The 23,002-nt window shown below is 57.7% G+C and carries 24 protein-coding genes and 1 riboswitch; of the genes, 15 read left to right on the forward strand and 9 right to left on the reverse strand.

The genetic code is table 11. From position 1 onward, the window contains the following. Window positions 1-45: 45 nt before the first annotated feature. Complete coding sequence (locus ABVT35_RS08360; RefSeq protein ID WP_368465833.1) at window positions 46-819, reverse strand: ferredoxin--NADP reductase; 774 nt, start codon at window positions 817-819, stop codon at window positions 46-48. 367 nt (window positions 820-1,186) lie between these two features. After that, window positions 1,187-1,302: riboswitch (TPP riboswitch) on the forward strand. Window positions 1,303-1,471: 169 nt separating this feature from the next. Here ABVT35_RS08360 and thiO point away from each other — a divergent pair. Genes thiO through ABVT35_RS08380 form a run of 4 tightly spaced genes read left to right on the forward strand, consistent with a single transcriptional unit; the run spans window position 1,472 to window position 4,029 of the window. After that, window positions 1,472-2,440, forward strand: a complete 969-nt coding sequence (gene thiO, locus ABVT35_RS08365; RefSeq protein ID WP_368465834.1) for a glycine oxidase ThiO — start codon at window positions 1,472-1,474, stop codon at window positions 2,438-2,440. Beyond that, window positions 2,433-2,639 carry a sulfur carrier protein ThiS gene (thiS, locus tag ABVT35_RS08370; RefSeq protein WP_368465836.1) on the forward strand — a complete coding sequence of 69 codons (207 nt, stop codon included), beginning with the start codon at window positions 2,433-2,435 and terminating at the stop codon, window positions 2,637-2,639. Before thiO ends, thiS begins: the two co-directional genes overlap by 8 nt. A gap of 2 nt (window positions 2,640-2,641) precedes the next feature. Continuing rightward, on the forward strand, window positions 2,642-3,427 hold the full coding sequence (locus ABVT35_RS08375) for a thiazole synthase (protein WP_368465837.1): 786 nt from the start codon (window positions 2,642-2,644) through the stop codon (window positions 3,425-3,427). Next, window positions 3,424-4,029, forward strand: a complete 606-nt coding sequence (locus ABVT35_RS08380) for a thiamine phosphate synthase (protein WP_368465839.1) — start codon at window positions 3,424-3,426, stop codon at window positions 4,027-4,029. Before ABVT35_RS08375 ends, ABVT35_RS08380 begins: the two co-directional genes overlap by 4 nt. Here ABVT35_RS08380 and ABVT35_RS08385 read toward each other — a convergent pair. From ABVT35_RS08385 to ABVT35_RS08395, 3 genes are all read right to left on the reverse strand, one after another. Continuing rightward, window positions 4,026-5,672, reverse strand: coding sequence for a sulfatase-like hydrolase/transferase (locus tag ABVT35_RS08385; RefSeq protein ID WP_368465840.1), 1,647 nt, complete (start codon window positions 5,670-5,672; stop codon window positions 4,026-4,028). The two genes, ABVT35_RS08380 and ABVT35_RS08385, sit on opposite strands and share 4 nt — an antisense overlap. 231 nt (window positions 5,673-5,903) lie before the next feature. Beyond that, the gene (locus ABVT35_RS08390; RefSeq protein ID WP_368465841.1) at window positions 5,904-6,893 is read right to left on the reverse strand and encodes a threonine/serine dehydratase; all 990 of its coding nucleotides are present in this window, start codon (window positions 6,891-6,893) and stop codon (window positions 5,904-5,906) included. A gap of 64 nt (window positions 6,894-6,957) precedes the next feature. Beyond that, window positions 6,958-7,860: a LysR substrate-binding domain-containing protein gene (locus ABVT35_RS08395; RefSeq protein WP_368465842.1), complete on the reverse strand. Its 903-nt coding sequence runs from the start codon at window positions 7,858-7,860 to the stop codon at window positions 6,958-6,960. Window positions 7,861-7,972: 112 nt separating this feature from the next. On the opposite strand from ABVT35_RS08395, the gene ABVT35_RS08400 reads away from it, so the two are divergent. Both ABVT35_RS08400 and ABVT35_RS08405 read left to right on the forward strand, forming a co-directional pair. After that, window positions 7,973-8,851 carry an SDR family oxidoreductase gene (locus tag ABVT35_RS08400; protein ID WP_368465843.1) on the forward strand — a complete coding sequence of 293 codons (879 nt, stop codon included), beginning with the start codon at window positions 7,973-7,975 and terminating at the stop codon, window positions 8,849-8,851. A gap of 3 nt (window positions 8,852-8,854) precedes the next feature. Continuing rightward, a complete protein-coding gene (locus ABVT35_RS08405; RefSeq protein ID WP_368465845.1) occupies window positions 8,855-9,229 on the forward strand; it encodes a VOC family protein in 375 nt (124 codons plus the stop codon). Window positions 9,230-9,238: 9 nt separating this feature from the next. Here ABVT35_RS08405 and ABVT35_RS08410 read toward each other — a convergent pair whose 3' ends face one another. Beyond that, window positions 9,239-10,141 (reverse strand): MurR/RpiR family transcriptional regulator, encoded by a 903-nt coding sequence (locus ABVT35_RS08410; protein WP_368465846.1) that lies wholly within the window; start codon window positions 10,139-10,141, stop codon window positions 9,239-9,241. A 163-nt stretch (window positions 10,142-10,304) separates the two neighbouring features. On the opposite strand from ABVT35_RS08410, the gene ABVT35_RS08415 reads away from it, so the two are divergent. The 6 genes from ABVT35_RS08415 to ABVT35_RS08440 all read left to right on the forward strand — a co-directional run bounded on the left by ABVT35_RS08415 (window position 10,305) and on the right by ABVT35_RS08440 (window position 15,805). After that, window positions 10,305-11,447: a mandelate racemase/muconate lactonizing enzyme family protein gene (locus ABVT35_RS08415; protein WP_368465848.1), complete on the forward strand. Its 1,143-nt coding sequence runs from the start codon at window positions 10,305-10,307 to the stop codon at window positions 11,445-11,447. A gap of 18 nt (window positions 11,448-11,465) precedes the next feature. After that, window positions 11,466-11,987 carry a TRAP transporter small permease gene (locus tag ABVT35_RS08420; protein WP_368465849.1) on the forward strand — a complete coding sequence of 174 codons (522 nt, stop codon included), beginning with the start codon at window positions 11,466-11,468 and terminating at the stop codon, window positions 11,985-11,987. Between the two features lie 2 nt (window positions 11,988-11,989). Then, a complete protein-coding gene (locus tag ABVT35_RS08425; protein ID WP_368465850.1) occupies window positions 11,990-13,270 on the forward strand; it encodes a TRAP transporter large permease in 1,281 nt (426 codons plus the stop codon). Window positions 13,271-13,501: 231 nt separating this feature from the next. After that, the gene (locus ABVT35_RS08430; protein WP_368465851.1) at window positions 13,502-14,560 is read left to right on the forward strand and encodes a DctP family TRAP transporter solute-binding subunit; all 1,059 of its coding nucleotides are present in this window, start codon (window positions 13,502-13,504) and stop codon (window positions 14,558-14,560) included. A 70-nt stretch (window positions 14,561-14,630) separates the two neighbouring features. Next, window positions 14,631-15,032, forward strand: a complete 402-nt coding sequence (locus ABVT35_RS08435; RefSeq protein ID WP_368465852.1) for a RidA family protein — start codon at window positions 14,631-14,633, stop codon at window positions 15,030-15,032. After that, window positions 15,029-15,805: a creatininase family protein gene (locus ABVT35_RS08440; protein ID WP_368465853.1), complete on the forward strand. Its 777-nt coding sequence runs from the start codon at window positions 15,029-15,031 to the stop codon at window positions 15,803-15,805. Before ABVT35_RS08435 ends, ABVT35_RS08440 begins: the two co-directional genes overlap by 4 nt. Before the next feature lie 12 nt (window positions 15,806-15,817). Here the strand turns inward: ABVT35_RS08440 and ABVT35_RS08445 are convergent, their stop codons facing one another. After that, the gene (locus ABVT35_RS08445) at window positions 15,818-16,618 is read right to left on the reverse strand and encodes a helix-turn-helix domain-containing protein (RefSeq protein WP_368465854.1); all 801 of its coding nucleotides are present in this window, start codon (window positions 16,616-16,618) and stop codon (window positions 15,818-15,820) included. A gap of 131 nt (window positions 16,619-16,749) precedes the next feature. On the opposite strand from ABVT35_RS08445, the gene ABVT35_RS08450 reads away from it, so the two are divergent. After that, complete coding sequence (locus tag ABVT35_RS08450) at window positions 16,750-17,709, forward strand: SRPBCC family protein (protein WP_368465855.1); 960 nt, start codon at window positions 16,750-16,752, stop codon at window positions 17,707-17,709. A 48-nt stretch (window positions 17,710-17,757) separates the two neighbouring features. Here ABVT35_RS08450 and ABVT35_RS08455 read toward each other — a convergent pair whose 3' ends face one another. Beyond that, window positions 17,758-19,050 carry a glycosyltransferase gene (locus ABVT35_RS08455; RefSeq protein WP_368465856.1) on the reverse strand — a complete coding sequence of 431 codons (1,293 nt, stop codon included), beginning with the start codon at window positions 19,048-19,050 and terminating at the stop codon, window positions 17,758-17,760. Window positions 19,051-19,319: 269 nt separating this feature from the next. Between ABVT35_RS08455 and ABVT35_RS08460 the strand changes: the two genes are divergently transcribed. Beyond that, window positions 19,320-19,754, forward strand: coding sequence for a glyoxalase superfamily protein (locus ABVT35_RS08460; RefSeq protein WP_368465857.1), 435 nt, complete (start codon window positions 19,320-19,322; stop codon window positions 19,752-19,754). A gap of 45 nt (window positions 19,755-19,799) precedes the next feature. Here the strand turns inward: ABVT35_RS08460 and ABVT35_RS08465 are convergent, their stop codons facing one another. Further along, the gene (locus ABVT35_RS08465) at window positions 19,800-21,833 is read right to left on the reverse strand and encodes an FAD-dependent oxidoreductase (RefSeq protein WP_368465858.1); all 2,034 of its coding nucleotides are present in this window, start codon (window positions 21,831-21,833) and stop codon (window positions 19,800-19,802) included. Between the two features lie 45 nt (window positions 21,834-21,878). Next, complete coding sequence (locus ABVT35_RS08470; RefSeq protein ID WP_368465859.1) at window positions 21,879-22,319, reverse strand: nuclear transport factor 2 family protein; 441 nt, start codon at window positions 22,317-22,319, stop codon at window positions 21,879-21,881. Between the two features lie 106 nt (window positions 22,320-22,425). On the opposite strand from ABVT35_RS08470, the gene ABVT35_RS08475 reads away from it, so the two are divergent. Next, window positions 22,426-22,965: a PadR family transcriptional regulator gene (locus ABVT35_RS08475; RefSeq protein WP_368465860.1), complete on the forward strand. Its 540-nt coding sequence runs from the start codon at window positions 22,426-22,428 to the stop codon at window positions 22,963-22,965. The last annotated feature ends 37 nt before the right edge of the window (window positions 22,966-23,002 follow it).

Below are 23,002 nucleotides of genomic sequence, written 5' to 3' on the forward strand. Positions count from 1 at the left end.
TAACATTCGCCTATATGTTTGTCGGCGAACGAAACAGGCAGACGGTTATTTCTCCACAAACGCTTTTTCGATGAGGAAGCTGCCGAGATTGGCGCGTGTTCCCTCAGTAAAACCGCGGCTTTCAAAGAAGGTGCGGGTGTCTTCAAGCATCTTCGGACCACCGCAAAGGATGACACGATCGTTTTCCTTGTCGATCTGCGGCAGGCCGATGTCATCGAACAGCTTGCCGTTTTCCATCAGCTCTGTGATACGGCCATTGTGACGGAAGGGTTCGCGTGTAACCGTCGGATAATAGATCAGCTGTTCGCTGACCATTTCGCCGAGATATTCGTCATTGGGCAATTCGTCGGTGATGTAGTCCTGATAGGCGAGGTCCTTGGTGAAGCGGACGCCATGGACAAGCACGACTTTTTCGAACTGTTCGTAAACGGCCGGATCCTTGATCAGGCTCAAAAACGGTGCCAGCCCGGTTCCGGTTCCAAGAAGATAGAGGTTTTTACCCGGCAGCAGATTGTCAGTGACGAGCGTTCCGGTCGGCTTCGTGCCAATCAGGACGGCTTCGCCTTCCTTCAGGTGCTGAAGCCTTGAGGTCAAAGGTCCATCGGGAACCTTGATGCTGAAAAACTCAAGCGTTTCCTCATGGTTGGCACTCGCCATGGAATAGGCGCGAAGCAGCGGGCGGCCTTCCACCTGCAAGCCGACCATGGTGAATTCGCCGTTGCGAAAACGGAAACCCGCATCACGGGTCGTCTTGAAGCTGAACAGCGTGTCATTCCAGTGATGAACCGACAGCACGGTTTCTTCGTTAAAACTCTTCATTTCATCTCCATGCGACAATCGCGATCGCACTCTGACGGCTTGCCTCAAAGCTTCGCCGCGCCTTTCAGCATCACCGGAAACGCATTGCTTCCGGATCGCCAGGCAAATTGGTTTGGGGATGCCTTCCCCCTGAGGTTTCGCCCCAGGGCGAATTCAGCACTTGTTGAGCAAATTAGCCGAAGCGCCGGCAAAGTACAGGTTCAAACATTCCAAGTAATCCGCCATTTGGAGAATGCGATTCTATGTCGCACGCGATGTGTATCAGTAGCGGATTGTGAGGGCGCTTCACGGTTTGCCGCATGCATCGATCCATACTGTTGGCCCGGATATTCGCCTTGACAAAGCGGGTCGGCATTGGAATGCTTTTGCCATTCACCAGGGGAGTCCCGGCAAGGGGCTGAGATACTGCTGGCGTTGCGGCGCAGTGACCCGTTGAACCTGATCCAGTTCATGCTGGCGTAGGGATGGTGCAGGCGTTCGCGGACTGTTTCAGTCTAGTTCCTATACTCGGCGGCGCATTTCACATTCCCGCAATATCAGCATTTTCAGGATCGTCCATGTGTCGAGCTGAGGAGCCTATGATGTTGTGCTGCGCACCGGAGACTTGCAAAACGGATCAACCCGAAGAACCCGCTTTGGCATGGGGCATGTCATGAGGGTGCTGATCAGGGGAGCGGGTGTTGCAGGACTGACGACAGCATTTGAGTTGATGCGGCGTGGCGCTTCCGTAACCGTCGCGGAACGTCAGGACCGGGCAGGCGGCATGGCATCCTGGTATGCCGGAGGCATGCTCGCACCCTGGTGCGAGCGGGAAAATGCCGATCAGAAGGTTCTTGAGCTTGGAATCAAGGCAACGGACTGGTGGGAAAGCGTCTTGCCAAGCCATGTGGAGCGCATGGGAACGCTGGTGGTTGCCGCCGGGCGCGATCGCGCCGAACTCGACCGGTTTGCAAGCCGCACATCCGGTTACGAAAAGATAAGCGCTGGTGAAATCGGCGACTTGGAACCTGATCTTTCAGGCCGCTTCCGAAACGGGCTGTTTTTTGCCGAGGAGGCACACATGGATCCGCGGGCGGCCATGTTGACTCTGTGGCGGCAGCTCGAAAACGGCGGCGTTGCGTTCCGATTTGGTGATGACGGGTCGTGCGCTGAAGAATTCGACTGCGAAATCGATTGTACCGGAATGGCGAGCGAGGCCACGGGCCTGCGCGGCGTGCGTGGCGAGATGCTCCTGATGCGCGTGCAGGGCATCACCCTGTCACGGCCGGTGCGCCTGCTTCACCCCCGCATTCCGGTCTATGTCGTTCCGCGCGGCGACGGGCTCTTCATGGTGGGTGCAACGATGGTTGAGAGCGAAGCCGACGGCTCGGTGACCGCCCGGTCATTGATGGAGCTGCTGAACGCTGCCTATGCGCTTCACCCGGCATTCGGCGAAGCCGAAGTCGTCGAGATCGGTGTCGGAGTTCGCCCGGCCTATCCGGACAATTTTCCGCGGGTGACCGGACATAACGACGTTATCCGCCTCAACGGTCTTTACCGTCACGGGTTCCTGCTCGCACCGGTGCTGGCACAGGAAGCGGCGCAGCAGGCGATGGCAAGGGGAGGGATGAGCGGTGGATGACAAAACGCTGGAAGTCAACGGCGAACGCGCCGTTGTGTCGGCGCAGGACCTCGGCGCCTTGCTGGATGAGCTTTCATATGAGGGCGAGTGGCTGGCGACCGCGGTCAACGGTGTACTCATCACAAAAGACGAGCGCGCTGGCTTTGCGCTCAACGAGGGCGACCGCATCGAAATACTGGCGCCGATGCAGGGGGGCTGACGATGTTTGAAGTCTACGGGGAAAAACTGCCGTCGCGGCTCATACTTGGAACCGCACAATATCCTTCGCCTGAAATACTTGGCGAAGCCGTCCGGGCCGGTGGCGCGTCGGCTGTAACGGTGTCACTGCGGCGCGAAGCTGCGGGCGCTGCTACAGCGACCGGCTCGGGCGGGCAATTCTGGTCACTCATTCAGTCTCTCGGTGTTCCGGTCCTGCCCAATACGGCGGGATGTCACACAGTGAAGGAGGCGGTGACGACCGCCCATATGGCCCGCGAGGTCTTCAACACGAAGTGGATCAAGCTCGAAGTTATCGGCAACCATGACACGTTGCAGCCCGATGTCTTCGAACTCGTTGAGGCGGCGCGGATCCTTTGTGAGGAAGGCTTTGATGTATTTCCCTATACGACCGACGACCTTGTCGTTTGCGAACGCCTGCTTGATGCGGGGTGCGAGGTACTGATGCCATGGTGCGCGCCAATCGGATCGGCAAAGGGGCCCATGAACATTGATGCGCTGCGTTCGCTGCGCGGTCACTTTCCGGATGTTCCGCTGATTGTCGACGCCGGAATAGGGCGTCCCTCGCACGCAACAACCGTGATGGAACTCGGCTTTGATGCCGTACTGTTGAATACGGCGGTGGCCCGGGCGGGCGATCCGGTTCACATGGCGCGTGCATTCGGTTCGGCGGTCAAGGCCGGCAGAACCGCCTGGCTGGCGGGCATGCTTGAACCGCGCGATACGGCGGTACCCTCGACACCGGTCATCGGCAAGGCTGTCTTTTCATGAAGCTCGATCCGTTTTACCTGATCGTCGACAGCGCCGACTGGATCACCCGTCTCGTGCCGCTGGGCGTGAAGCTTGTGCAATTGCGCATGAAAGGCCTAAGCAGCGGCGAAATGCGCCGGCAAATCGCCGTGGCGAAATCTGTTTGCTCGGCGAACGGCTGTCAGCTTGTTCTCAACGACTATTGGCGCCTGGCCATTGACGAAGGCTGTGACTTTGTTCACCTGGGTCAGGAGGATCTCGCGGAATCAGATGTCGGAGCCATCCGGCGTGCCGGAATCAGGCTCGGTATCAGCACGCATGATCATGCGGAACTCGATACGGCGCTCGGCACCGATCCGGACTATGTGGCGCTTGGGCCGATTTATGAGACGCGTCTGAAAAAGATGCGATGGGACCCGCAGGGCCTCGACCGCATAATGGACTGGAAATCGAGGGTTGGCGCCTTGCCACTCGTCGCGATCGGCGGACTGAATCCGGAACGGTTGCCCGGTGTGTTTGCATCGGGCGCGGATAGCGCAGCGGTGGTAACCGACATCACGCTCAACGACGATCCCGAAGGCCGAACCCGCCAATGGATCAGAGCCACTCGGCAATGGCTCTAACTGGAATTGCCGCCGATGGATAGATCAAGCAGGCCGCCATCGATGCGGCTGCGCAAATGCCTGTCGATCAGTTCCCGCTGCGGACATGCAAAGAAGGCGCCGCCGCATCTATCGGCGAGATCGGCCAGGTCGATATAGACATCGGATCCTGGAATGCCTGCGGACTGTAGCAGCTTCACACCGAGGAAGCCGATATCAATGGCCTGCGTGTTTTCATATGCTTCGTCGGCACTGTCCGACAGATTATCGGAAAGCGTGAAATAGGTTCGGTAGGCAAGTGAATCCGTGCGCGCCAGCGGATTTTGCCCGTCAAGTTCTGCAATCAGCGGCATGGTTACAAAGGTCTGGTGGTCGCCAAATGACAGGGTGACGAGGCCCCGGTCCGCAGCCGCTTCATAGGCCCATTTTCGAAAATCCGCATAGTCGGATCGGGCGATCAGCAGACGGCGCAGATATTCGGCAATCTGCGGATCGGCATGAAGCGGGTCGCCGGCGATTTCAATGTCAGGCGCCAAGGCCGACTCGTAAGGAGAGTGCGGGAACATTGTCTGAAGATATAAAAACAGTGGCCTATCATCCTTGGAACGGTGCTCCCGGATGAGTTTCTTTGCGGTTTCGAAGTAGAAATCATCCTTCATGTGATGGCTCGGCGCACCCATCGCATCACCATCGAGGATGGTTTCAAACCCGATTGATTTGAGAAACGGTCCCTCGTTTACGAAGTTGTAGCCGAGGGGAAGCATGGCGACCGTTCTGTATCCGCAATCCGCCAGGATCTGAGGAATAGCGCCGTGAACAGCACCTTCCAGCTCGGTGGTGAGGTAAGGGCTTCGCCATCCGAAATCGAGCGCCGACAGCCCGGTCAGGAACGACAGGCCGGTGATCCAGGTTCCGCCGCCAAACATCTCGACATTTAGAGGATGCATGGCTTCGCCGGTAACCCGCATGTCCTCGGACAGCCTGTTCCTGTTGTTAAGTTGGGTAAAGAGGGCAGGATCGGTTTGGCTTTCCTCAAGAACGGCAAATATGTCCGGCTTGTCGCCCGAACCGCACACCGCCGTGCCCGACAACGGAGGTTGGGCGGGCAGGGCGGACAGCCTCTTTTCCAGCTCGTTATCGTCGAATGTGTATTGAAGGTCGAGCAGCGACACAAAAAAAGCGCTCGCATGCCGCCCCTGCAGATAATAGAAATAGCGCTGTTCCTTGTAGGCTTCCGACGGGTAAGTCATGGGCAGAAGGACCATAACCGCTAGGACCGGCAGCACACGTGTGGAAATGGCCAGGTTCCTTGGCCTGTCCAGTCGAAACATGAAGACGCCGGCAATCGCGAACAGAACCAGCGTCACCAGCACCGGTGCGACCAGGTGCAGGTAATTGCCCGTTACGAATTTCACCAGTTCCATATCACCGGCAGCAATAAACAGATCGTAGATGTGCAGGGAAAATCCCTTCATCTTGAACTTGATCAGCGAGATCAGAGAGAGCGTTCCGACAATCATCCATGCGCAACCGACGGAAAACGTCAGCCGTTTTGAAATGGCAAACAGCAGCGTTGCGATCATAGCCCATAGCATGACTGCAAACGGCAGGGTGACGTGATGGTTTTCCAGGCTGTAGAGGAGCCCAATCCCGATGGCCGACATGACCGTCGGTGTAATCGGTGAATGCCACACCCTATTCGAAATTATTTCGATTATTTTTTGGACCACAGACAAATAATGGATTTTATTGAACATTTGCCTATGTACGGACGCGTTGTCAGGACAAACAAGTTAATTGTCCATTTACCATTAACTTTGAGGGTTAACCGGCAGGCAGGTTGGAGCTTTTTGACAGAGCAATTCCGAAATTGCCGGTTGGAACGCTGAAGCGATCTATCTGCCGGCCAGCAGCGCCCGAAACCGCTCCGGACCGATATTGGATCCGCAGGCGAGAATGCAGACATTCTTGCCGGCAAGCGCCTCGCGCAACGGTCCTGTTGCGGCCGCCAGTGCAGCAGCGCACGCGGGTTCAGCCATGATCTTCAGCGTGTCACGCATCAAAATCATGGCATCGACCATCAGGTGATCCTCGATACGCACCATGCGGTTGACAAATTTTCGAGCGACGGAAAATGAGTAGGGCAGGGCAGCGGGCGAGCCGAGGCTGTCGGCGATCGTGTCGACCTTGCCGATGCGAACCGGTTCGCCATCTTCGAAGCTGCGTGAAAGGCTGTCTGCGCCGATCGGTTCAACGCCAATGATTTCACAATCCGGTTTTGCCTGCCGGATCGCCGATGACACACCGCTGATAAGCCCGCCGCCGCCGACAGCAACGATCATGCAGTCGATATCGGGCAGGTCTTCCAGAATTTCGGCGCCCAGTGTTGCTGCGCCGAGTGTCATGTGTCCCCCCTCGAACGGATGCATGACCGTCGATCCATCTTCCGCGGCAATCCGGTTCATTTCGTCAAAGGCGGCCGCAATATTTTCAACAAGGTGAACCTCGGCGCCGAGCCGTTTACATCCTTTCACACGAATGGGATCGGTTGCCTTCGGCATGATCAGCTTTGCCCTCACGCCCTGGCTGTTTGCGGCCCACGATACGGCCAGTGCATGGTTGCCGCCGCTTGCCGCAATCACGCCGGCGGCGCGTTCATCGGTATCGAGGCGGTCCAAGCCGAGAAGATTACCGCGCGCTTTGAAGGAGCCGGCATGCTGGAACAGCTCGAGTTTCATCGATACAGAGGCGGCGTTGTCGAGCAACTGCGCAATGGGTGCCTGGTTCAATGACAGAACCGGCGTTCTGATGACACGGCCACGGAGCGCGGTCTGGGCATCGCGTATCTGGTCGAGCGAAGGGTGTGTTGCCGGAATTTGAAGCATTTGCCACAGGTGAAATTGTTATCGGCTATCGCTACCGCATTTCCTGCACCGCACGCAATTGAATTCATGTATCCGCCGCAAGAGCCTCTATATGCTCACTGCAGCAATCGAGAAACAGTTGCGCCAGTCGTGACATGTTGCGCCTGCCCGAATGCAGCGCCTGCAGGCTGATCTCCTGGAATTGCCACTCGGGCAACACCGGCACCAGTGCGTGATCGCGAAAGGCCTGTCCGCAGAATATCGATGGCAGTTCCGTTATACCCTGACCGAGCAGGGCAGCCCTTTTGACGGCGGCGTAGTCGTTGACGCAAAGGGCTGGTTTTATATCGATTTCTTCAGTTCGGTTGCCGCGATACAGCGTCCAGCGCGGGCCCGAAGCGGGCGTAAAGCCGAAGGTCACGAAACGATGGTCTGACAAATCAGCCAGTGTCGACGGCGTGCCCTGTGTGGAGAGATATTCGGGGCTTGCCACGAGAACATGCCGATAGGTCAAAAGCCTGCGGGCGACAAGGCTGGTGTCGCGCATGATGCCCACCCGGAACGAAAGGTCGATCCCGTCCTCAACCAGATCGACGATCCGCTCGGCAACCAGCACTGCTACGCGTGCTTTGGGGTATTGCCGGTGAAATTCACCGATAATCGGCGCGAACAATGTTTCCGCCAGATTTGGCGGCAGCGAGATGCGTAACAGGCCGGTGACCTCGTTCTGCCGATCTTCCACCGCAAGGTCGGCGGCCTGAAACTCTTCCAGACCGCGTTTGCAATGCTCATAGTAGATGGCGCCGATATCGGTTAGGCGCAGGCTGCGCGTCGAGCGCTCGATGAGCTTCACCTTCATGCTGTTTTCGAGGTCGGAGACCTTTCTGCTGACCGTCGACAACGGCATTGACAGCTCCTTTGCCGCCGCCGAAAAGCTTCCGGACTGAGCGACCTGGACAAACACGGCCACCGCATTGAGATCGTGCATCGATAATTCCATATTTTGGATAATTATTCCCAATATAGCGGTATTATCTGCATTTTGGAAATATAGTATTCCATCTCCCATAACCAGTTGCACATGACCCCAGGGAGAATTCATGCCAGAAACCGTTCTAGTCACCGGTGCTGCCGGAACCATCGGCCAGCATCTTGTCAGGCTTCTTGTCAACGACGGATGCGATGTCCGCGCCACAGTGCGATCGGAGGCGGCAGCGGCCAAAATGGCAGGCCTGGGCGCGAATCCGGTTTTTGCAGATTTCGAAGACCGAGAATCGCTGGCGGGCGCCTTGAATGATGTCGGTGCAGCGGTACTGATTACACCCGCGCATGAGAAAGCCGACCTTTATGCGCGCTGTTTCATCGATGCGGCCCGCCGTGCGGCGCTCAAAAGACTTATACGTGTCTCCGCGCTGAAAGCGGCAGCGGACGGACCGACGGAAAACACCAGATTGCATGCATGCACGGAGCGATATCTCGAGGCTTCTGGTTTGCCTCATGTGATATTGCGGCCGCATCTTTTCATGCAGAACCTCCTTATCTCGGTACAGTCGCTCGCCGCCGACGGAACGTTCAGTTTTTCCATGGGCGATGGCCGGATGGGAATGATCGACACACGCGACATTGCGCAATGTGCAGCACGCTGTGTGCTGTCCGACGAGCATCTCGGCCGTACATTCGAATTGACCGGACCGCAAAGCCTGTCATGGCATGATGCCGCGAAGGTTTTGTCTGAGGTGCTTGCGCGGCCGGTTTCATACGTGCCTGTCGATCCGCAGCAGCAATTCAAATCACTGTGCGAATTTGGAGTTGACCCCTGGATGGCGGGCGTGTTGCGTGACTATGGAACGGCTTACAGTGCCGGCTGGGGAAATTACACTACCGAGGCCGTCGCAGAGATTACCGGCCGCCCGGCAACGGGTTTCAGGCAATTTGCCTCGGACGTTATCGCACCGTTGGTCAGGAATACGGGAGAATAGGAAATGGCTTCAAAAATGCTCGGACTGAGAACGACGATCTACAAGGTTGACGACGTTGAAAAGGCCAAGGCCTGGTACAGCAAAGCCTTCGGCGTGGAGCCCTATTTCGATGACGCATTTTACATCGGCTTCAACATCGGCGGCTTTGAGCTGGGTTTAATGCGCGATGAAACACCGGCCGGCGAGAAATCCACCAATGTCGTGACCTATTGGGGTGTCGATGATGTTGAAGAAACTGTCGCACACCTGACCGGCCTGGGCGCACTCGTCATCGAAAAACCGACGAATGTCGGCGGTGAGATCGTGGTCGCCACCGTTACCGATCCCTGGGGCAATGCTGTCGGAATGATCTACAATCCGGAATTCGGCAAGGGCTGAATTTTTGGCCTAGTCGCCTATGGGCTGGCGTTCAACGACCCCGTGCAGTGCGCCCATGCGCTTGTGGATGTTGTGCAGATTCTCAGCGCTTTGCGTGCCGCGCAGCACGGCAATCTGGCTGGAAAGGCAGTCGAGAACCATGAGCTGGGCATACCGGGTGCAGTTGGGCTGGTTGAAATAGAGTTCGTCATCGGTGATGTCGACATTGAGGACAATCGTCGCCCGGTTCGCCAGCGGACTGCCCTGACGGGTTATGGCAATAACCCGCATGCCCCGCTCGACGGCGGTATCCACACAACTGATCAGAGATTTCGGGCGGCCGGTCACGGAAAAAACCAGCATCGTATCGTCCGGCCCGCTGATCGCTGCCGTCATTTGCTGGCGATAGGCGTCGGATGTGGCCTGCGCCGGTACGCTGAGGCGGAACAGGCGGTTTTCAGCCTCCATCGCCATGATTGCAGAACTGCCGCCGGTGCCGAAACAGAAAACCTGCCTGCTGCCGTGTATCAGCGCTGCTGCTTCATCGAGCGCTGTCAGGTCAAGATCCTCGAAGGCTTGCAAGATTGCGTGGCTTGATGCTCGCGCAAGGCGTTCGGTCATATCGCCGACGGCCGATTGCCTTGCCTTCGATGGTGCATCGACATACATGCGTTCGATCGCCGTTTCCTGCGCCAGCCTCAGCTTGAAATCGGAATATCCCGAGCATCCGAGCTTGCGGGCAAACCGCACGACGGAAGGTTCGCTGACACCTGCAATGTCAGCCAGCGATTTAAGACTTAGCCGCACCACCTCCTCCGGCCGCGACATGACGATTTCGGCAATCTGTTTTTCAGCGCGCCGAAAATCGTCCGACATCGCTTCAATCGTCGAAACCAGTCGCTGTGAACTTAAAGAATTTTCCTCATGCGGCATATCGGCTCCATCCAGCTCTGGCGGCGCAGTTTTCTTACATTGCCGGATATTTCGGCACAACCTTACCTGTTCATATATATAGTATTACAAACATTTGTGAATAAAATATTTGCAAAGCTACATTTTGCATGATAGGAAAACCGCATTGCAGGGAGGATACGCATTGGCTCGCGATCGGATTGTCTCATTCAGATTTGATGAAGTTGTCGTTCCGGCGCATGCGGACGTGATCAATTCGAAAGGGCTGGACAAGCCCCTGCATATGCTGCCCGTCAAGGGCAAGCCCGACTGGTCGACCCAGTTCGATGAACTCAGCAAGGTTGTCATGCGCATGCAGCTCAAAGGCGGCATTGTCGCGCTTGGCGAATTTTACCGCGGGCATTCCTGGGACGTTCTTGAAGACGTCGCCGGCAAGCTGATTGGCCAACGGATTTCACAACTTTCCCGCCAGGCGCTGCCAATTGCATTATGCCGGGAATATGACGGATTTGAGTGCGCCATATGGGATGCCGCAGCCAAGCTGATGGATGTGCCGCTGCACCAGCTTCTCGGCGGTGCGGTGCGTGACAGGGTGCATGTCGGTGCCTGGTCAAGCCACCGGACAGTTGAGGAAATCGGTCCCTGGGCGCGCCAATATGCCGACCGGGGCTATGGCTGCATCAAGCTCAAGACCGATCTTGAAGACGACTGTATCGGCTGGAGCGAACAGATTGCCAGGCACGCACCCGGCATGAAGATTATTCTCGACCCGAATCAGCGCTGGGAAAATCTCGGTGAAGCAAAACGTATCGCCCGGGAGCTGGAAAAAATAGGCAACGTCCTGCTGCTGGAAGACCCCATTCCGCGCTGGATGCTGCAGGATTACGAACGGCTGCGGTCAATTACCGCGATACCTGTCTTCCTGCATGTATCGTTGCCGTACGTGTATCAGGGGCAGCGTGTTTACGAAGCGGTCAATGCGCTCATGCATGGCGCTGTCGACGGTTTTAATTTCAATGCCGGACTGGCAAAATTTCAGCAGCTCACGCACATAGCGCACGCGGCCAATCTTTCCTGCTGGCACGGATCCGAGATTGATCTGGGCATCCTTGAAGCCATGTATGTGCATCAGGCAGCGTCTGCCGTTTCATGCACGCTGCCGAGCGATATTTTTGGCCGGCTGATCCGCAAGCATGACCTTCTGAAGCAGCCGCTCAACTTCAACCCGCCTTTCGTCGACGTGCCGCAAGCTCCAGGACTTGGCGTCGAGCTGGATGACGCAGCGGTCGAAGAATTCTCGGTGGCCGGCCGGTCAGTGACCGACTGAGCGGGCAGGGAGGTCGCGATGTTTGATCTTAAATCAATGTCCGAGCGGTCCGGCCAGCTCAGCCGCTTTCTCAATATGGTTGTCGAGGCAGCGGTTGCCACGTTGCTTGGTCTGCTTGTTCTTGATGTGTGGCTGGCAGTCATGGACCGTTATCTTTTCCATTGGCAGTTGCCCTGGCCGGAAGTGTTGGCCCGCTATCTGATGATCTGGGCCGCGCTTCTTGCCGCGTCATCGGGCATTGCCCGCAGGGAACATATCGGCCTGTCCGTCCTGATCCGCCGGTTCCCGGGGGGAGCGCGAAAATCCGTTCTTGTCGCCGTCGACCTCGTGACGCTGGCGCTGTTTGTCTATCTCGTCATCTACGGCGTGGGTTTTGCGCAAAAGGGTGAATCGCGCCAGGCGATGATCCTTGGGTTGAGCCTGCTACTTCCTTTCGCCGCGGTTCCCGCTTCGGCCGCCCTATGTGCCATCCAGACGGTTCTCGTCGGCATCCGGGACCTCGGCCACTATACGGTCGAGACCCAAGGCGGGGAGGCCTGACGATGACGGTGCTTCTGATCTTCGTTGTCCTGACCCTCCTCGGTACGCCGATTGCCTTTGCCATAGGTGTGGCCGGCGTCGCGGGTCTCTACATGACCGGCGGAAGTGCCTTCCTTGCGCAGGGGCCGGGCAAGATATTCAACGGGCTCAACATATTTCCGTTTCTGGCAATGCCGTTCTTCATCCTTGCCGGCGAGATCATGAACCACATTGGCATTACGTCGCGGCTGGTGAAACTCGCGCAGTCGATCGTCGGGCATTTCCGTGGCGGGCTGGCGCACACCAATATGCTGGCATCGGTGTTTTTCGCCGGCCTCAGCGGCGCTGCGACGGCCGATGCCGCTGCGTTCGGCAGAACCCTTGTGCCCGAGATGGTGCGGGAAGGATACCGGCGCGATTATGCCTGCGCGGTTACAGCGGCCGGCTCGATCATTGGGCCGACTATCCCGCCATCCGGCTTGATGGTTGTCTATGGATCACTCATGGGCGTTTCGATCGGCGGACTTTTTGCCGCCGGTATCATTCCGGGATTGCTGATCTGTATCGTGTGCATGGCCGTGATCGCACTTGGTGCCAGGCACAACGAACTTCCCGTCAACCAGCGGCGGGCCTCCCTTCGCGAGGTCGCCAGGGCGACCCACCGCGCGCTGACGGCACTGCTTATGCCGATCATTATTCTCGGCGGTATCCTCGGCGGCATTTTTACACCGACCGAGGCGGCGGCCGTCGCGGTCGCCTACGCACTGTTTCTCGGGTTTTTCATCTACCGGAACCTGTCGATGCGTGATCTGGCTTTCATGCTTGTGCGCACGGGCCGCATTACCGGTGTTATTTTTGTCATCGTGGCCTTTGCCGCAGTGCTCGGATGGTGGATTAGCTTCAACAGAATTCCGCAGGAAATCGCCAACTGGGTGATAACGGTCGCAAGCGAACCCTGGATGATCCTGCTGCTGATCGTGATCGTGCTTCTGGCCATCGGGATGATCATGGACATCACTGCGATCCTGATCATCCTTGCTCCGATATTGGTTCCACTGACGGTCGAGATCGGCATGGAGCCGATCCATGCCGGCATCGTGTTTGTGCTTGCCTTGAACATCTCGCTAATGACGCCACCTGTCGGGGCCTGTCTGTTCGTCCTGGCTTCCGTCACGGGTGAGCGTATTGAAGCAATTGCCTTGAAACTTTGGCCGTTCCTGATCGCCGAGATCGCAATTCTCCTGCTGATCGCGTTCTGGGAATGGCCGGTGCTGCTGCTGCCGCGTGCACTCGGTTTTGTCTGACGTCAGCAGTTCGAAAATAGAACGGGATACCAGAATGTTGCGTGAGCCGGTGTTACCCATAGGTCCGAATTTGCCGGCGGACCTGCCAACGGTCGATAAGGCGCAAACGGTGGCGGGCCCTTGTCCGGCAAGCCTTTGCGGCTCACGCAACACCCGAAAGGGCCGGCAGCTTTAATTGTCGCCAATTTGGCGGCGTCAACCTGATCATCATGAGCCTGGGAGGAATAAGCCATGAAATCCAGAACCCTATCCCTACTGTTGGGCGGCGTTGTCGCAGCAAGCCTGTCCTTGGCTGCCGCGTCGGCGTCGGCGGACACTAAGCTGCTGAAATTCGCACACGACAACAAGACTGATCCGTTCGAGAACCCGGCACATGCCTGTACGGCCGTGTTCAACAATATCATCGAGAACGAGACCAACGGCAGCATCAAAACAGAGGTGTTCCCCTCCAACCAGCTCGGCAATGCGCGCGAGCATGTGCAGATGGTGCGCGACAATGTCATCCAGGCAACGCTTGCATCGACGGGCGCCCTGGCTTCCTACTATCCGAGGATTGACGTTCTGAACCTGCCCTTTGCCTTTGACAGCAATGCATCGACTTACCGTGTGTTTGACGGGCCTTTTGGCGAGGCGTTTGCAGAGGACATCGAAAGTGTCCTGGGCGATGTGAAGGTTCTCGGTTTTCCCGACACCGGTGGCTTTTTTGCCGTCACCAACTCAAAGCGGCCTATCAACACGCTCGACGATTTCAAGGGAATCCGCATCCGTACCATGACGGTCCCGGCACACCAGGCTGTCATTCAGTCGCTGGGCGGCGAAGCCTATCCGCTGGCCTGGGGCGAGGTCTATACGGGCCTTCAGACCGGCGTTATCGACGGCCAGATGAACCCGATCCCGATCATTTCGTTCTGGAAGATGTTCGAAGTGCAGAAATACATGACGCTGACCAATCATCTTTTCTCGCCCTACACCTTCGTGATTTCGAAAACCTTCTGGGACGGGCTGACACCGGAAGAACAGACCATTGTTCGAAAAGCAGCCGAATCCTGTGTGGCTGCGAGCCGTGGCCTGAGCCGGATCATTGAAGCGTCTGACCGGGGCTTGAGCGGCCTTGCAGACAAAATTGAAATCACAGCGTTGTCTGCCGAAGACCGGGAGCGTTTCAAATCCGCGTCACAGCCGGCGGTGATCGAACTGATCGAGCAGAGCGGTGATACGAAAGCCGTGGAACTGCTTGAACTGTTCCGCACGGAAGTTAACAAGGCCAACAGTGAGCCTTATCTGCAGTAAATGAATGGCGCGGCTCCTTCCGGGGCCGCGCCCCGCATAATTCGGAACTGAGCTTCAGGGAAGTGAAACATTGTCACTGAGTACGAACAACACGGTAAAAATCGTTCCCGCCTCACAACAGCACACGACCGCCGGTCCCTATTCTCCGGTGCTTGAAATCAAGGCGGGATCTCTGGTGGTGATTTCCGGCCAGGTCGCAATCAAGGATGACGGATCGCTCTTTGCCGAGGATATAGAAGAGCAATCGCGCCATACCCTGATGAACTGCGAGCGGCAACTGGCGGCCGCTGATTGCGGCTTCGCCGACGTCTTCAAGGTCAATGTTTATCTGACTGACCTGAAAAACTGGCCCGCATTCAATGAGGTCTATCGCAAAGTTATGCCCGATCCGCTGCCGGTCCGCACGGCCGTCCAGGCCGCGCTGCTGGAAAATTTTCTTGTTGAAATCGAAATGTGGGCGGCAAAGCCATGAGATGGGAAAAGCTGAGTTTTCGTGATTTCGACCGCATTGACCGGAACACGCCGGTGCTGTTGAACATCGCGGCAATCGAGCAGCATGGCCCGCATCTGCCGCTTGATGTCGACAGCCGGATCGGCCGGCATTTCTGCGACCTCATTGACAAGCGCATGGCTGACAATGTGCTCGTGCTGCCGCAGATCAAGGTCTGCTGTTCGCGTCATCATATGGATTTTGCCGGTACCTTGACCGTTTCGCACGAAACGCTCCTTGCCTATCTGCGCGATATCGTCGCTTGCGTAAAAGCGCACGGCTTCAAAAACCTGCTTATCCTCAACAGTCATGGCGGCAACCAGGCGATCGGCCGTGTCGCCATCGAGGCGATCGGGCCGGAGTTCTCCGCCGACGGCGGGCGCCTTGCTTTCACCAGCTGGTGGGATGTGGCGGCGGAAGCGTTGATGGACATCAGCAGGACGGGGCCGTTCGGTGTTGGCCACGCCTGCGAATTTGAAACATCCCTGATGCAGCTGATCGCACCCGAAGAGGTCAGAACGGAGGCGCTGACCGGACAGACATTCGAGACCTTTGCGCCATGGGCCGATGCCGATTTGCTGCGCCCGGCGCCCGTATCGCTGTACCGGTCGATGAAGGATATGTCCGCCGGAAGCGGCGTCGTCGGCGATCCGTCGTCTGCTTCGGCTGAAACAGGGCGGGTGATCGTCGATATCGTCATACCCGCCCTTGTCGCCATTCTAACGGAACTGTCGGCGCCGCCCCGGGACGATTGACCCGTCCGACGGTCAGGCATCGGCGAAAAAGCGCCGTGTCGCATCGTCCGCCGGAAAGTAGGATTCAATCCTGATTTCCTGGAGCGTTATGTCGCGCGGCGTGCCGAGTGTTGCAATCGTCGAAAAGAAGCTGAGATCGACGCCGTCTTTTTTGATGTCGACCGTCAGGATCGGCGCCTGCCAGTGTCCGGGCTGGAACTTTTTCCAGTCCGCGGGAAGGCCCTCATAGCTTTCCAATTCCCTGACCAGATCCGCGACGGGTCCCGCCGAACGGTTGGCCAGTGCTTCGGCGTGCAGTTGCCGCAACAAAAACGGCGCGACGACATCCCAGTTTGCAACATGCCTACGCACGCCTTCGGGTGAGAAAAGGCTGCGCATCATGTTGCCGGCGATCGGCGGCAGCTCCTCCGGCGAAGTCGCGTCATAGAGAAAACCCTGCAGCTTCATGGCGCCTCGATTGGCGCGCTGCACGTTGAACAGCCCGTCGACAACCATGGCAGGGAAGGGGTCCTGCTGCTGCATCATCATGTTGAGGGCCTGATCGACTGCGGCAAGCTCCGGCTCGCTCAGCGTGCTTTCGCTGTATTCCGGTGCGAACCCGGCCGCATGCAACAGCCCGTTGCGGTCGCGCAGGGGCACGTCCAGCGCCTCGCAAATCTGCAGCACCATCGACCGGCTCGGCGACGAGCGTGCCGATTCGATGAAGCTGATGTGCTTTTGCGAAACGTCGCACATCAGCGACAGATCCAGCTGGCTGACATTGCTGCGCGCCCGCCAGGATTTGAGCAGGCTTGGAAAATCGTTTGACTGCATCGTGCGACAACTCCGTTGGCCGCTTCATATTGGCCGGGTGCGGCTCAAAAACAACTACCCGGCAGGTAGTTGCTGCCATTCCTCCGTTTTCTACGATCCGGGCATGGGTCAACCAACCGAAAGGAACGGTCATGATTAGGTATCAATCAAATGCGCGTCCGCTGCGCCTTGTGCTGGCGGCCAACGGCATCTTTTCGCTGCTTACCGGTATTGCATGCCTCGTTGCAGCCGACGGCATATCCGCATTGCTGTTTACTCAGCTCTTCACGCTGCTTGGAATGTCGTCCGCCACTGTTATTTTCGAACTCGGCATCGGGCTGTTGGCTTTTGCGGCCTTTGTCCTGTGGACGGCAAGTCAGGCCAATATCAGCCGTGGCCGGGCCAAACTCATAACCGCCATGGACATAGGCTGGGTGCTGGCAAGCATTGATCTGCTGATCTTCCTGCCGGGGCTCTGGACGTCTGCTGGTGCCTGGATTGTCGGTGGTGTCGCGGCCATTGTCGCACTGTTCGCGATCGAGCAGGTGTTCGGGCTTTCCGTCCTCTATCAGGGCCGGCACGAAGTTGAGGCCGAAACCGACGGACGCAGGCTGACGCTTTCGGCAACCGGCTTTACAAAAGCATCACCCGACCGTGTCTGGCAGGTCATGAGCCATCACGAAGCCTATGCGGATGTCGCGGACAATCTTTCAAAGGTCGAGGTGCTTCGCGGTTCCGGGCCGGATACGGAGCGCCGGTGCACCGATACCAACGGTAGAAGCTGGAATGAAACCTGCACACTTTGGGAAGAGGGCAGGGCATTTGCTTTCCGCGTTCATACCGAAGCGGCGGACTATCCCTATCCGATTGCGCAGCTCACCGGAACGTGGTCACTCGCGCCCGTTCCGGGTGGAACGCAAATCACCATGGTCTTCAAGGTGACCGCCAGGTCCGGCCTATTGAACGGCCTCATGTTCCGCTTCATGGCAGCGCCGTTTTCCAAGGTCTGCGACCGGCTATTGGTGAACTGGATAGCCGTCATGGAAGGCTCCGCCGGTTCGATCCGCCCGGAACTCATTCAGAATTCGGAAAAAGACGCTGTTCCGGCATGACAAAAGAAACGGGCGCGGTTCGCCGCGCCCTTTCAGTCTGGCAGGTTTTCAGGCGATTACCGGTCGGTCGGCAGCCACCTTTTCAATAAAGGCAACGGCATTTCCGACACCATCCTCCGCGCGAAGTTTCTCACCGATGTTTTCGGCGGATTGCCGCATTTCGTCATTGTGGATCAGCTGATCGAAACCTTTCGTTAGGCCATCCATCGTCACTTTCTTCTGCATGATGGGCTTCGGCCCCGCGCCCAGCGCATGAACGGTTTTTCCCCAAAAAGGCTGGTCTGCAAAAAACGGGCAGATCAGGGTCGGTTTGCCCGCCCTCAAACCTGCTGCGGTACTCCCAGCGCCGCCATGATGGACAACAGCCGCGACGCGGGGAAACAGCCAGTCATGCGGAACCTGGTCGATCATGAAGATGGTATCCGGCAGATCGCTTGCCTGGAGCCCGCCCCATCCGGTGGCAAGAATGCCCCGGTGTCCCGTTCGCTCAAGCGCTTCGATAACGGCGCCGCCGAGCCGTTTCGGATTGCGCCCGGACATTGAGCCGAACCCGACATAAATCGGTGGCGGCCCGTTGTCGAGAAACGCCTGCAATTCCTCCGGTGGGAGCCAGTCGTCGTCCGTATCGAGAAACCAGTAGCCCGACATGACGGCCGTTTCCGGCCAGTCGGACGGCCTGGGAAGGACATGGCTGCTGAGTGCATGCAGGGCCGGTATCGGATTTCCGGCCTGGTCGTTTAGATAATCGACATTGGTGCGTTTGACCGGCGTATCGGTTTGTTTTCGCCACGCCCGCACATCTTTTGACGAGGACGCCTTGATCATCGCATTGACGATCCGGTAGCCGAGCCGGTTGTACCAGCCGCCCAGTTTGAAATCGGGAAAGCCGACGCAAGGAAATTCACCCGTCGGCACGATCATGGGAATGGGTGTTGCTAGAATGCAGGGCACGTCAAATTTCTCAGCTATCGCCGGTCCGAGAACGGCCTTCGGGTGAAACAGCACCATGTCGGGTTTGACGGCCTGTGCGACGGCCCAGCTGTCTTCAACGGCCTTGCGCCTCAACGGTGCGACCTGCCGCGACATTTTGATCATTGCGGCAATGGTCCGAAAGACATTGGTCGTGTCCTCCATCAGCGCCTTGCCCTGATCGGAATCGATGATCTTGAGCAGGTCGTCGCTGATGAAGCCATAGTTCAGGCCCCTGTCTTCGATGAAACCGCGAAACCGCTCGCAGGTGGCGAGCGTGACCTCGTGGCCGGTCGCCTTCAGACCCTGACCGAGCGCAACATAGGGCTGAACGTCGCCACGTGAGCCGATGGTCAGAATGAGAATTTTCATGGAGGCCGCCTCTCTTTCTCACAGCTTGCACGTATGTTCAGCCGCTTGCCTATTCAAGGTAACGTGAAGGTTCTTCATGTATCGCAGCCCCTTGACAAATACCGCCATCATCCCCTTATAGGCTCCTGGTTCGAGGCACCTGCCGCTCGCGGGCGAAAGCCATGGTGAAGCCCTCTTTAGATTTTGTCACCGCCAATTCAGAGCATCTGGACTGATGGTAATGCGAGCCCCGTTTTTCTCCAGCATGCGCACACTGTATGAGGCGAAGAATGACCAACACACTGCCGACGATTGAAACACTGAAAGACCAGGCGCGACGATTGCGAAAATCGTTGGCCGAAACCAGCCGGCCGATGGGGCACTCCGAGGCCCTTGAAGCGATTGCCCATCAGCATGGGTACAAGGACTGGAACACCATTTGCGCGATGGCGTCGAACGCGCCGCCGATGGCACCCGTCTATGTCGGCGAGGCCGTAAGGGGGACCTATCTTGGTCAACCCTTTACCGGCCGCGTTCTTGGCGTTCACACCCTGCCGGCACATGACCGGTTCCGGGTGACGCTGCACTTCGACGAGCCCGTTGATGTGGTGACCTTCGACAGTTTTTCCGCCTACCGCCAAAGGGTGCACGGTGTGATCAATTCCGAAGGAACCACGCCGCAAAAGACATCGGACGGTAAACCGCATCTGCAATTGCAGTTGTAGAAGAAAGACACCTGCCGCGATTTACGCGGCAGGTTTTTCTGTAATTTAGAGCGCTGCAGCCACGCGGCTGCCCTGATCGATGGCGCGTTTGGCGTCCAATTCGCCGGCCTTGAAGGCACCGCCAATGATCTGGTTGGCAATACCGTGGCTTTCCAGTTCAGCGGCAAGGCTGTTGTCGGAAAGCTGGCCGGCGCAAATAACGATGGTGTCGACATCCAGCCATTGCGGGTCGCGCCGCTCCTCGCCAAATGAGATGCGCAGGCCCTGGTCGCCAATTTCCTCGTAGTTGACGTTGCCGAGCATCTGGACGTCTTTCATTGCCAGTGCCGCGCGGTGGATCCATCCGGTCGTCTTGCCGAGACCGGCCCCGTGTTTCTTTGCCTTGCGCTGCAGCAGCGTGATCTCGCGGGGCGATTCTTCCGGCTGTGCACCTTCTGGCCGTAGCCCGCCGCGTGTTTCGGCGGGATCGCCAACGCCCCATTCCTTTTTCCAGAGTTCCAGGTCTTCGGTCGGTGAGTGGCCTTCATGGGCAAGGTACTCACAGACATCAAAGCCGATGCCGCCGGCACCGACAACCGCAACCTTCTTGCCGACTGGCTTCTGGTCCCGAAGCACGTCGATATAGCTCAGGACCTTCGGATGGTCCTGCCCGGGAATTTCAGGATCGCGCGGCAGAACGCCGGTGGCGACAATCACTTCATCGTAACCCTGTTCGCGCAGTGCGTCCGGCTCCACAAGCGTGCCTAAGACGGTGCGGACCTGCTTCAGTTCGAGCTGGCGCTTGTAATAGTCGACAAGGCCGACGAACTCTTCCTTGCCCGGTATCCGTTTGGCCATGTTGAGCTGGCCGCCGATCTCGGAAGCCTTGTCGAACAATGTGACTTCGTGACCGCGTTCGGCAGCAACCAGCGCTGCCGCAAGACCTGCCGGGCCGGCGCCGACAACGGCAATCCGGCGCGGTTTATCAGCCGGCTCATAGTTGAGTTCGGTTTCGTGGCAGGCGCGCGGATTGACGAGGCATGTGGAAAGCTGCAACTGGAATGTGTGATCGAGACACGCCTGGTTGCAGGCGATGCAGGGCGCGATTTCGTCCGCTCGGCCTTCCTGCGCTTTCTTGACGAACTCCGCATCGGCGAGAAACGGGCGGGCCATGGAAACCATATCAGCGCATCCGTCGGCCAGAACGCTTTCGGCGATTTCCGGCGAATTGATGCGGTTGGAGGTGATCAGCGGGATCGAGACTTCCCCCATCAGCCGCTTGGTGACCCAGGTAAAGGCGCGGCGTGGCACCGAGGTCGCGATCGTCGGAATGCGCGCCTCGTGCCAGCCGATGCCGGTGTTGATGATGGTCGCGCCCGCCGCCTCGATGGCCTTTGCGAGCTGAACGATCTCTTCCCAGGTTGAACCGTTGGGAACGAGATCGATCATTGAGAGCCGGTAGATGATGATGAAGTCGTCGCCGACCGCCTTGCGCACCCGTTTGACGATTTCGACGGGCAGGCGCATGCGGTTCTCGTAGGCGCCGCCCCAATCGTCCTCGCGCTTGTTGGTGTGCGTTACCAGGAACTGGTTGATGAAATAGCCTTCTGATCCCATGATCTCGACGCCGTCATAACCGGCTTCGCGGGCAAGTGTCGCGCAATTTGCGAAATCCGCGATCTGCTTTTCTATGCCCGCCTCGTCGAGTTCGATCGGTGCAAAGGGAGAGATCGGCGACTTGATTGCCGAAGCCGAGACGCCGCCCTGATGATAGGCGTAGCGTCCTGAGTGCAATATTTGCATCGCGATTGTCCCGCCTTCGGCGTGGACGGCCTGTGTCGTGGGGACGTGTTCTGCGACCTCATCCATCACGGAAAGTTTGCCTGCACCGGGCAGGGCTGCGCCTTCTTCGTTTGGCGCGACGCCTCCCGTTACCATCAGCCCCACGCCGCCACGGGCTCTTTCGGCAAAATAGGCGGCGACACGCTCATGCGCCTTGCGGTCCTCGAGCCCAGTATGCATGGAGCCCATCAAAATACGGTTGGGCAGGGTCCTGAAACCAAGATCAAGCGGCGTGAAGATGTGGGGGTACTGGGTCATGGACTATTCCTATTTCGGGAACATCAATTGGCTGGCTTTCGAATATCAGGCGCTGGCTGCGCGCATATGCGCAAGACCGGGTCCGGCCTGTTCTCCCATTTTCTGAGCCAGGGCCACAAGCGCATTGGCGGGGCGGATCATCACCTCGAATTCGGCAATGAGGCCGTTTTCGTCGAAGCGGATCATGTCGATGCCCTTCAGGGTCTTGTCGCCGATATTTGCTTCGAATTCCAGGACAGCGCTCGATCCGTCTGCGGAGGCGAACTGGCGGTGATAGCGGAAGTCTTCGAACAGGCCTGCCACCGTTGCGATGATGAAAACAAAGGCCTGCTTGCCGGCAAAGGGCGTGAAAACGGCCGGTGAGCGAAATACGACACTGTCGGATGTAATTTCAGCCAGGGTGCTGGTGTCCTTTTGGATCAGTATTTCGTGCCAACGGGTGAGGGTTTTTTGCGCTTCAGGCTGCAGTCCCTGTAAAGCTGTCATCGGTTTCCTCCCATGCATGCGCAGGATGACATCACTCATATGTGCATTGACACATATATGCAAAGTTCAATAGAAATGACAACGAAAAAATGGAGTTTTCCCGCACGTGGCCCTTTCTCATGCAATCCTGGTCTGCCTCACCGAGCGTCCGATGTCGGGTTACGATCTGGCGAAATTCTTTGACACATCCATCGGGTTTTTCTGGAAGGCCACCCATCCGCAGATCTATCGGGAGCTGAAAAAGCTCGGGGAACAGGGGCATGTGACATCGATCGAGGAAATCCAGTCCGGCAAGCCGAACAGAATTGCCTACAGCATCACGCAAAGCGGCAAGGACGCCCTTAAGGAATGGTCGCGCGAGCCTGTGGCGCTTCCATTGATAAAGGACGACCTGCTGGTACGGCTGCAGGCGATTGAATATGTCGACAAGGATGCACTGCGGGAACAGGTGGCAGCGCGGCTCGAGGCCCATCGCGAGCAACTGGGTCAGTACTACCACATAAGGGATGTGCGCTTTAGTGATGGGCAGCCTCCAGCGGAGGATCTCGGCAAGCTCATGGGCCTCGAACTGGGCATCCAGTACGAACAGGGCTGGATCGCCTGGTGCGAAAGCGTTCTGCAACGCCTTGAAAAGCAGAAAAGTTAGCTAACGCAAGGTGTTGTGCGAAAAGGCTGACGCAACG

The sequence above is a fragment of the Hoeflea sp. TYP-13 genome (genome assembly GCF_040932035.1).
Classification (GTDB): domain Bacteria; phylum Pseudomonadota; class Alphaproteobacteria; order Rhizobiales; family Rhizobiaceae; genus Hoeflea_A.